Consider the following 9,446-nt stretch of genomic DNA (forward strand, 5'->3'; position numbering starts at 1 on the left):
GGACCGGGCAACGCGAACTGTCCGTCGAGCGTGTCGTAGCGGCCGGGCATTCCGGTCCCGCTGGAGATGAACAGATTCACCCCGCGCAGTTGGTCGGCGTGCACGTAGGGATCGTTCGCGGCCCACATCGGATCACCCTGCGGGCCATACATGTTCTTCGCATCGCCGCCGCCCGCCGCCACGACGGTATTGACGAAGTTGTAGCCGATGGGATCGCTGATCTGCGCGCAGCCGCTGTAGGAGGCCACCGATCCGTACAGCCCCGGCGCCGCGATGGGCAGTTGCAGCACCGAGGTGCCCGCCATGGACAGTCCGGCGATGGCATTGCGCCCGGTGGTGTTCAGCGCACGGTCGACGAGCGGCGGCAGCTCCTCGGTGAGGAAGGTCTTCCACTTGTTGACGCCCAGCGCGGGATCCGGTGCGCGCCAATCGGTGTAGTAGCTGAACCCGCCGCCGATCGGCTGCACCACATTGACGTCCTTGGCCGCCAGGAAGCCCAGCACATCGGTCTGCTTGTTCCAGGTGGCGCTGTCCTCACCGCCGCCCGCGCCGTTGAGCAGGTAGAGCGTCGGCGCGGCGGCCGAGGTGTCGGCGGGCCGCTGCACATCGACCTCGATGTTCTTGTCCATGGCGGCCGAGTACACCTGGAGGGTCAGATGCCGGTCGTCGACGGTGCGCACCGAGACGATCCGCGACCCGTCCGCCGAGGTGCCCGCCGGGGACACCGCGGCGGATGCGTCGACCGCGAGGGCGGGTCCCGCCGCCGCGACGGGAAGCAGTGCGGCGGTCGCCGCCACGGCCAGGGCTGTCATGGTTCGATGTCTCGGTAGGCGCACGCGACCCACCGTGCCGCAGTGAACTGAGAATTTGCTGGATGCGAGCTGGCACGGCGCTGAGAGGCCAGCTCAGCGGGGTGGCCGGCTCAGCGGGCGGCCATGCGAATGCCGCCGTCCAACCGGATCACTTCGCCATTGAGCATGGGATTGCTCACGATATGCGCGACCAGCGCGGCGAACTCGTCCGGATCACCCAGCCGCCGCGGATGCGGGACCTGCTGCCCCAGCGATTCCCGCGCCTGCTCGGGCAGCGCGGCCAGCAGCGGCGTATCGAACATGCCCGGCGCGACGGTGACCACCCGAATCTGCCGCTCACCCAGATCGCGCGCCAGCGGCAGCGTCATTCCGGCCACCGCCGCCTTGGAGGCCGCGTACGCCGCCTGGCCGATCTGCCCGTCGAACGCGGCCACCGAGGCGGTGTTGACGATGACCCCTCGTTCACCGTCGACGGCCGCCAAGCGCGCCATCCGCTGCGCCCCGAGCCGCAGCACATTGAAGGTCCCGACCAGATTCACGTCGACCACCACCTGGAAGGCGTGCACGGGAATCACGCTGTCCCCGGTGAGAATTCGGCCCGGCAGCCCGATTCCGGCGCAGTTCACCACCATGCGTAGCGGACCCAGCGTCGCGGCGGCGTCCAGCGCGTCCGCCACGTCGGCCTCCTCGGTGACATCCCCCGGCGCGAAGACCGCGCCGTCACCCAGTTCCCGTGCCACCGCCGCCCCCTCGGAGTCCGCGAGATCGAACAGCACCACGCGCCCGCCCTCGGCCAGCACCCGTCGCGCGGTGGCCAGGCCGAGCCCCGAGGCGGCTCCGGTGACGAGGGCGACCTGGTCGCTGATCTGCATGGGCGCGGTTCCTTCCGAGCGTTCCGAACGACCACCATGAGTATCAGAATCAGTCCTTGTTATCAACAAGAGATCTTTTCCATTGCCCGCGACGGCTACCACGACCCGCGCGTCAGCGGCATGATCGGCGCAGACCGACAGGCGGAGACCCCCATGCGCGATTCCACCGTTCGGCGTGCTCTCGTATCACCTGGTGACCGCGGGTGGCATGACCACGGCCGCCGTCGCCGTGCTGTACGCCGCCGCCATGGTCGCCGACGCCCTCACCGCGCTGGCCGTCGGCTGGACCTACGACCGCGTCGGCGCGCGGGTGCTCACCGCCCTGCCGCTACTCGCCGCACTGGCAACGGCATTCGCCTTCGCCGCCGATATCCGGTGGATGCTGCTCGGGGCGCTGCTGTGGGGGTGCGGCCCTCGGCATCCAGGAGTCGACCATGCGCGCCATGGTCGCCGATCTGGTTCCCCCGCACCGCCGCGCCACCGCCTACGGTCTCTACGCCGCCCTCGGCGGAGTGGCCGCGCCGCTGGGCGGCGCGCTCACCGGCCTGCTGTACGAGGTGTCGATCACGGCGCTGGTGGGTACCGTGCTGGCCATCCAGGCGGTGGCGCTGACCCTGCTCCCCCGCCGGGCCGCCGCCGACCGGTGACCGACAGCGAACGGCCGCCGGAACCCGCCCGGCGGCCGTCGACTCGAAGTGCGATCAGGTCGACTCGAAGTGCTATCAGGCGGAACGGGATTCGGCCGTGGCCGCCACGACGTCCCGGGCGGCACCACGGGTGAAGCGCAGCACGCCGTCCTCCAGCGCGCCCTTGCGCAGCAGCGCGCGGTCGCGGAAGTAGTTGTTGATGACCAGCCAGGGACCGCGGGTGCCCTGCCGGGGCATGACGCCGTCGCCGCGCTGGATGTAGCCGGAGGTGAGCGCACCGCCCATGAGCGACGCCTCCGACTTGTCGCCCTCCTCCGGTACCGCGACCACCTTGGTGAATCCCTTGTCCCGCATATGGTTCAGCAGGCGGCAGAAGTACTCGGCGGCGAGATCGGCCTTGAGGGTCCAGGAGGCGTTGGTGTAGCCGAGCACCACCATGGCGTTGGGGACATTGCCGAGCAACGAGCCCTTGTAGGCGACCAGGTCGCGGGTGGCGAGGGTCTCGCCGTCCACCGTCAGCGTCGCGCCGCCGAGCATCTGCACGGTCAGGCCGGTGGCGCTGATGACGATATCGGCGGGAATCTCGTCACCGGACTCCAACCGGATACCGGTTTCGGTGAAGGTGTCGATGCGATCGGTGACGATGGACGCCTTGCCGCTGCGCAGCACCCGGAACAGGTCACCGTTGGGCACCACGCACAGCCGCTGATCCCACGGGTCGTAGCTGGGCGTGAAGTGGCGCATGTCGATGCCGGGGCCGACCTGGGCGCGCACGGCCGCCAGCATGAGCTTGCGGGAGAGCGCCGGATTGGTGCGCGAGAGCTGATAGCTGGCCCGCTGCAGGGCGATATTGCGGGCGCGGCCCACCTTGTAGGCGAGCTTGGCGGGCACCTTCGCCAGCTTCATGCCCACGGCGACCGGATCGTCGGCGGGCAGGGCGGCGATATAGGTGGGCGAGCGCTGGAGCATGGTCACATGCCCGGCGGTGTCGCTCATGGACGGAATGAGGGTGATGGCGGTCGCGCCGCTGCCGATGACCACCACCCGCTTGCCGGTGTAGTCCAGATCCTCGGGCCAGTGCTGCGGATGCACGATCGGGCCCTGGAACCGCTCCTCACCGGGGAAGGTCGGCCGGTAGCCGTTGTCGTAGTCGTAGTAGCCGGTGCAGCCGATCAGGAAGTTGCTGGTGTAGATCTCGGTCTCACCGGTGCGCTCGTCGTGCGCCCGCACCGTCCACAGTTCGGCCGCACTGTCCCAGCTGGCCTCGACCACGCGGCGGCCGAAGCGGATGCGGTCGGTGACGCCGTATTCGGCGGCGGTGTCCTCGATGTACTGCCGGATGTGTGGGCCGTCGGCGAGTACCTTGGTGCCGATCCACGGGCGGAATCCGTAGCCGAAGGTGTACATATCCGAATCGGAGCGAATGCCCGGGTAGCGGAACAGATCCCAGGTGCCGCCGATGGCGGTGCGGCGCTCCAGGATCAGATAGCTGCGCCCGGTCCCCTCCTTGCCGAGGTGGCAGGCCATGCCGATTCCGGACAGGCCCGCGCCGATGATCAGTACGTCGACATGCCGCGTCATTGAGGTACTCGCTTCGTCTGGTCGCGCCCCGTACACCGTCGTCGGAGCCTCACCGCATGATAGGTGTTATTACCAGTTACGTCTACTCTTGCGGGAGAAGGCCCGGTCCCACGGCACGCCCGCCGAGCCAACCTTGCTGGCGCGGCACGCGTGGTCACGCCAGACTGGAGACCGTGAATGCCATGCAGGACCTTCGAGGCGGCCCGCGATGACCACACTCGCTCGCGGCGAGAACCGTCCCGCACCCGGCGACCGCATGACCGTCACGGTGGCCTGCCACGCGCCGGTCGACGTCTCGGCCCTGCTGCTGGCGGCCGACGGGCGGGTGCGATCCGATGGCGACTTCATCTTCTTCAACCAACCGGCCGGGCCGGGCGTCACCTACCGCCACGGGCAGGGCCGCGGTGACATGGTGGACGTGCACACCGGCATGCTGCCGCCCGATGTCGACACCGTCGTCGTCACCGCCAGCCTGGACGGGCGCGGACCGGCGAACTTCGGCGGTGCGGGCGCGCTGACCGCCACCATCCAATCGTCCACGGGGGCTTTGACCTTCCCCGTCGGCGGACTGTCCACCGAGACCGCCGTGGTGTGCGTGGAGATCTACCGGCGCGGTGACGGATGGAAAGTGCGCGCGGTCGGACAGGGCTACGACAACGGGCTCGCCGGCATCGCCACCGCCTTCGGGGTGAATATCGACGACGAGCCGGATACCCCGCCGCCCGCACCGAATCCCGCTGCCGCGCAGCATCGTCCGGCACCACCGCCACCGACCACTCCGCCGCCCGGCCCGCCGAGCGCACCCGGGTACGCTCCCGCGGCCGCCCAACCGTCCCCCACGCCTGCACCGCACCGAGGAGTACAACCCATGCAGAGCGATCTGTTCAGCCCCGGTTTCGCCGAGGCCACCGGCCTCGGCATTCAGAAGCAGGGCAGCAAGATGATCAAGGTCGGCCTCAATGGCGAAGTGCTGGCGCGGTCCGGATCCATGGTCGCCTACCAGGGTGAGCTGCGGTTCCAGGCGCTGGGCTCCGGCGGTATCGGGCGCGCCATCCAACAACGCCTCACCGGTGAGGGCGTACCGCTCATGAAGGTGTCCGGGCGCGGTGATCTGTTCCTGGCCAATGCCGCCGCCGACGTGCACATCATCGACCTGGACGGCAGCGACGGGCTGACCATCAACGGGGCCAATGTGCTCGCCTTCGACCCGACGCTGTCCTACAGCATCAAACGGGTGCAGGGCGCGGCGGGCTACGCCAGCAATGCCGGATTCTTCAACTGCGTCTTCACCGGACGCGGGCGCATCGCCATCACCACCGAGGGCGCCCCGGTCGTACTCCAGGTCGACCAGCCCACCTACGCCGACCCCCAGGCCGCCGTGGCGTGGTCCTCCAGTCTCCAGACCGGCGTCAAGCGCAACGACTCCTTCGGCCTGGGCCGCCTCATCGGCCGCAGCACCGGCGAGGGTATGACATTGTCGTTCTCCGGCCGCGGCTTCGTCATCGTGCAGCCGTCCGAACTGCCGCCTGGCGGCCTCATCGGTGGCACGGGCGGCGGTCAGGACGCCGGACAGAGCGGCGGCGCACTTGGTGGGCTGTTCAGCTAGTACCGTCGGCGGCTGTTCGGCCGGGTACCTGGGCGGACAGATCGACCAGACCCACAGCCGGACAGACCGACCAGACCCGCAGGCGGACAGACCGGCCGGGCCTGTTGCGGCCTCGACCGCTCAGAGCGGGTGCGCGCCCATGGGATTCGGGAACGGCACCGCGCCGCTGCGGGATACCAGCCGGGCCGCGGGCGTGATCAGCTTCAGCATGTCCTCGGCGTCGGGGAGATCCCGATAGGCGTCGGCGGCCAGGGCGTCGGTGCGAGTCTCGATATGGGCGCGCAGCGCACGACCGGCGTCGGAGAGCTCCTGTCCCGCAAGCAGTCCGCGAGCGCGCAGCCGTGCCGCCGCGGCCTCCCAGTCGTCCCGGCTCCAGCCGCGATTGTCGAGCCAGAGCTGCTCGGGCGTCCCGGTGTCGGCGGAGAACAGCACGTGCGCCGCACAGCCGTCGATGCCTTCGGCGAGCAGACAGGCGACATGACCGTCCCCGCGATGTTCGCGCAACGCCGTCGCCGCCTGCCACAGCGCCGCGACCGGGGATTCCGGTTCGGGCACATCGCGATTGGCGGCGAACAGCGCGCGTCCGCCGGGCGGGGCGGCGGCCACCGCGGCCCGCAGACCGGGCAGCACCCGCTCGGCCAGCTCCTCGATATCCGGCGTCACCCGTGTCAGCGCCGCGGCGGCCGAACGTGCCCGGTCCACCAGGATGGTCTCCGGATCGGCGTAGTCCCAGGCGTCCGGGATCGCCCGCCGCACCATGCGCGGGTGGAAGTTGTAGAAGGTGGCCTCCACCACCCCGGGCCGGACCGCGCCGAACGGGGCTGCGCGGGAACCGAAGTAACCCATCCAGTACCCGCGCAGCCCAAGGTTTTTGCGATCGGCGATGCATTCGGCGGCGAAGTAGGTCACGGCGTGCAGCGGTTCGAGCGCCCGCCACATCTCACGAGCGAAAGCGTTGTCCATGACCTCGACCCTAGCCCCTGACTTCACTTACATAAAGTCACATCACTCGGCCGGGATGTGCCGAATGCTCTCCCCGCCCTTGACATCTCGCTGCCGACCGAACCGGGAACTCAGCAGCGACACCATCTCGCGGGCCGCGCCGTCGTAGGCTTGCTCGATGGTTGCCGCCTTATGCGTCACCACCACCGGCCCCTGACCCGCCGGACGGGCCTCCAGCGTGCACTTCTTGTCGTCCGCGCCGCCCTTGTCCCCGTTCTCGTCGTTCAGATAGACCTCCACGCGGGTGATCCGATCGCCGAACCGACCCAGCACGTCGGCGATCCGCTCCCGGGCCGCATCGAGCAGCCCCTGATCGCCTTCCACAGCCCTACCGGTATTGACCAGAATCTCCACGGAATCTCTCCTCTTCGAAATGCTCCGGGATGAGCCCCCTCCACCCTAGCCGTCCGCTCACCGCCGGACGCCGAGGAAGAACTGAATGTGTCCGGGATGACGGCCGTAATCCACGCGGAACATGTGCACCGCCAGCGAATATTCGGCACCGGAGCCGATATCGCGCAATAGCATACGGGGATCGTCGCGTCCATAGGTCGTCCCACCCGTCGCCCACATGGCACGGAATTCCGGGTACGCGCCGAGCTCCTCCAAGAGATCACCGGCCCAGGCGGTATCGCCGGATTGGCCGATCAAACCGCGTAGCCAGTCCACCGTGAGCGAGGCTTCCCGCTCCCATTCCACCATCACCCGCCGCGAGTTCGCATTGCCGAAGAACCAGCGCAGAATACTGACATCCTCGACCAGCCCCGGGAATGCCGCCGCGTAGGAATAATTGCAGGCCAGCACATTCCACCGGGTGTCGACGAAGGCCGCCGGATTGGGCCCGTGCACCGCCAGGCCGGCGCGCATATCGTCGGAGATACCGGACCGCAGGTCGTCGACGTCGGGAAACGTGTCGTCGTGGAGTCCGGCCAGATCGAACAGGTGGCGACGCTCGGCATCGGAGAGGGGGTGCACGCGGTCGAGAAAGGTGCTGAGCGCCTCGATGACCTGTTTGGTGGGATGTTCGCGAGCGCCGCTCTCCAGGTGCGTGATATAGCTGGCACTGACCCCGGCGGCAAATCCCAATCGTTCCCGGGAGACCCGGCGATCATCCCGCAGTTTGCGCAGCAGGCCGCCCAGTGTCGGCGGGCGCGGTTCATCGGGTCGGTCGTCGGAAGGTATACGCAACAATGGATTCCGCTCCCCCTGTTACTCGGGTCCGCATCGCGCCGAAGGCACGCAATTCCGACCTGGACTGACGGCCAGAATCGTAAAACACCTGTCGCACACCTGTTACTTATACAGCAAGTTGTCAGCTACATCACAGATCGACGCAGGACCGGATGAGCCGGCCCGTTTCGCGAACGCGCCCGCTCTGCGCGGTATGCCACCCTGGTGGGGCCGACCGGCCGCAACCGCGGCCAGGAGCACGGCGGGAGCACGACGCGATTTCGGAGGGGAACCGATGAACCGAGAACGGCTCGCCCTGGCGTCCGGCTGGGCGTACACCGCGGTCCGGGTGCTGCTGTCGCTGGCGATGATCGCCTTCGGCATGGTGAAAGTCGTTCCGACGCAGTTCATCACCTTCACCCTGCCGGGCGCCATGCTGGTCCCCCTCGGTGATTCCTCGCCCTCGGGCATGCTGTGGAAGTTCATGGCGACCTCCACGCCGTACACGGTGATCACGGGCGCGGTGGAGGTGCTGGGCGGGCTGCTGCTCATCTTCCGGCGCACCACCCTGCTCGGGGCCCTGGTCTCGGCGGTCGCACTGGTCCAGGTGAGCATTCTGAACCTCAGCTACGGCGTCCCGGTCATCCTGACCCCACTGCTCATGCTGGCCATGGCCCTGGTGGTCGCGCTGCCGTGGTGGTCGCGGCTGCTCGATGTGCTGATCCGCAACCGGGATTCGGTCGCCCTGCCCGAACCGCCCGCGGCGGGGCGGCGTCGCCGGCGGGCGGGAACCCTCACCCACCTAGCCGCAGCCGCCGTCGTCATCGCCGCCATGGGGGCCAATGGAATTCGCAGCTACAACGACTACACCGAGCGGATCTCACCCCTGGACGGAGTGTGGGCGGTGGACACCTACGAGGGGGCCGGACCGCGCTGGGTACGCCTCGCCATCGACGCCCGCCCCGCCGCTCAGCGCCTGGCCGTGACCCGCGACACCGGCGAGCTGCTGACCGCCGAGCTGAGCATCGACGCCGCGGCATCCCGACTGCGCCTGGACGATTCGACGCTCGACTACCGCCAGCACGACAGCACACTGCGGCTGACGGGAGGGTTCGACGGCGTACCGGTCGATGTCACCCTGCACCGCATCCCCCTGCGCGGTGAGACCCGCGACTTCCGCTGAGCGACAGCGGCTCTGCGTTTTCCACGCCCCGCCGCGCACCTGTCGCCCACCGGCTCGGCTGCGCACCCGACGCCCACCGGCTCGGCTGCACATCCGCCCCCGACCTGCCCGCACCCTCCAACCTCCGCCCGGCCGCACGCCCGATACCTCAGCCCCGGCAGTGCGCTCGGCATCACCGGATGACGGGTGCCGGGTGATGGCGGATGGCCGCGCGCGTCAGATGCCCAGTGCCGGAATATCACCCGGCCGGGCACCGTGCGCCAGGAAGTGTTCGGGCTCGACCACGATGAACAGGGCGTCGGCCGTGGCGGCGGTCTCGCCGTCGAGTTCCAGCCGCGCGGCGATGTGCAGTTTGCGGCCCTCGCGCCGGTCCAGCGCGGCCCGCACGGCGACCGGGCGGCCGAGTGGAATCGGCCGGGAGAAAGCGATATTCAGCTGCGCCGTGACCGCCGGAAGCGTGTGCCCGAGCAGGATCGCGCCCGCCGCCTCGTCGAGTGCGGCCGAGGCCACGCCGCCGTGCACCAGTCCGGGCGCGCCCTGATGGCACTCGTCGAAGACGACCGTGGCCGGGGG

10 protein-coding genes are annotated in these 9,446 nt (G+C 69.2%); 3 read left to right on the top strand and 7 right to left on the bottom strand.

Going from position 1 to position 9,446, the window contains the following annotated elements:
* Positions 1–812: alpha/beta hydrolase family protein (locus tag QK444_RS25590; protein WP_282784457.1), on the bottom strand; the 812-nt coding region annotated here is incomplete at its 3' end.
* A gap of 110 nt (positions 813–922) precedes the next feature.
* Positions 923–1,684, bottom strand: coding sequence for an SDR family NAD(P)-dependent oxidoreductase (locus tag QK444_RS25595; RefSeq protein ID WP_282784459.1), 762 nt, complete (start codon positions 1,682–1,684; stop codon positions 923–925).
* Positions 1,685–2,118: 434 nt separating this feature from the next.
* On the opposite strand from QK444_RS25595, the gene QK444_RS25600 reads away from it, so the two are divergent.
* Positions 2,119–2,331, top strand: a complete 213-nt coding sequence (locus QK444_RS25600; RefSeq protein ID WP_282784461.1) for a hypothetical protein — start codon at positions 2,119–2,121, stop codon at positions 2,329–2,331.
* Between the two features lie 75 nt (positions 2,332–2,406).
* Here QK444_RS25600 and QK444_RS25605 read toward each other — a convergent pair whose 3' ends face one another.
* Positions 2,407–3,912: an NAD(P)/FAD-dependent oxidoreductase gene (locus QK444_RS25605; RefSeq protein WP_282784463.1), complete on the bottom strand. Its 1,506-nt coding sequence runs from the start codon at positions 3,910–3,912 to the stop codon at positions 2,407–2,409.
* 208 nt (positions 3,913–4,120) lie between these two features.
* Between QK444_RS25605 and QK444_RS25610 the strand changes: the two genes are divergently transcribed.
* A complete protein-coding gene (locus QK444_RS25610; RefSeq protein WP_282784465.1) occupies positions 4,121–5,518 on the top strand; it encodes an AIM24 family protein in 1,398 nt (465 codons plus the stop codon).
* Positions 5,519–5,638: 120 nt separating this feature from the next.
* Here QK444_RS25610 and QK444_RS25615 read toward each other — a convergent pair whose 3' ends face one another.
* Genes QK444_RS25615 through QK444_RS25625 form a run of 3 tightly spaced genes read right to left on the bottom strand, consistent with a single transcriptional unit; the run spans position 5,639 to position 7,708 of the window.
* Positions 5,639–6,481 carry a hypothetical protein gene (locus tag QK444_RS25615; protein WP_282784467.1) on the bottom strand — a complete coding sequence of 281 codons (843 nt, stop codon included), beginning with the start codon at positions 6,479–6,481 and terminating at the stop codon, positions 5,639–5,641.
* A 42-nt stretch (positions 6,482–6,523) separates the two neighbouring features.
* Positions 6,524–6,874, bottom strand: coding sequence for an HPF/RaiA family ribosome-associated protein (locus tag QK444_RS25620; RefSeq protein WP_029932244.1), 351 nt, complete (start codon positions 6,872–6,874; stop codon positions 6,524–6,526).
* A 57-nt stretch (positions 6,875–6,931) separates the two neighbouring features.
* Complete coding sequence (locus QK444_RS25625; RefSeq protein WP_282784470.1) at positions 6,932–7,708, bottom strand: helix-turn-helix transcriptional regulator; 777 nt, start codon at positions 7,706–7,708, stop codon at positions 6,932–6,934.
* A gap of 277 nt (positions 7,709–7,985) precedes the next feature.
* Here QK444_RS25625 and QK444_RS25630 point away from each other — a divergent pair, with 277 nt between their 5' ends.
* Positions 7,986–8,873 (top strand): hypothetical protein, encoded by an 888-nt coding sequence (locus QK444_RS25630; RefSeq protein ID WP_282784471.1) that lies wholly within the window; start codon positions 7,986–7,988, stop codon positions 8,871–8,873.
* 216 nt (positions 8,874–9,089) lie between these two features.
* Here the strand turns inward: QK444_RS25630 and QK444_RS25635 are convergent.
* Positions 9,090–9,446 (bottom strand): PaaI family thioesterase (locus QK444_RS25635; RefSeq protein WP_282784472.1); only part of this gene is annotated, 357 nt, incomplete at its 5' end.

This window comes from Nocardia sp. CC201C (assembly GCF_030010695.1).
GTDB lineage: Bacteria > Actinomycetota > Actinomycetes > Mycobacteriales > Mycobacteriaceae > Nocardia > Nocardia otitidiscaviarum.

What these genes read in the sequence shown, in the direction of transcription:
- QK444_RS25595 (WP_282784459.1), bottom strand. Translation starts at nt 1,684, where the DNA reads ATGCAGATCAGCGACCAGGTCGCCCTCGTCACCGGAGCCGCCTCGGGG.
- QK444_RS25600 (WP_282784461.1), top strand. Translation starts at nt 2,119, where the DNA reads ATGCGCGCCATGGTCGCCGATCTGGTTCCCCCGCACCGCCGCGCCACC.
- QK444_RS25605 (WP_282784463.1), bottom strand. Translation starts at nt 3,912, where the DNA reads ATGACGCGGCATGTCGACGTACTGATCATCGGCGCGGGCCTGTCCGGA.
- QK444_RS25610 (WP_282784465.1), top strand. Translation starts at nt 4,121, where the DNA reads ATGACCACACTCGCTCGCGGCGAGAACCGTCCCGCACCCGGCGACCGC.
- QK444_RS25615 (WP_282784467.1), bottom strand. Translation starts at nt 6,481, where the DNA reads ATGGACAACGCTTTCGCTCGTGAGATGTGGCGGGCGCTCGAACCGCTG.
- QK444_RS25630 (WP_282784471.1), top strand. Translation starts at nt 7,986, where the DNA reads ATGAACCGAGAACGGCTCGCCCTGGCGTCCGGCTGGGCGTACACCGCG.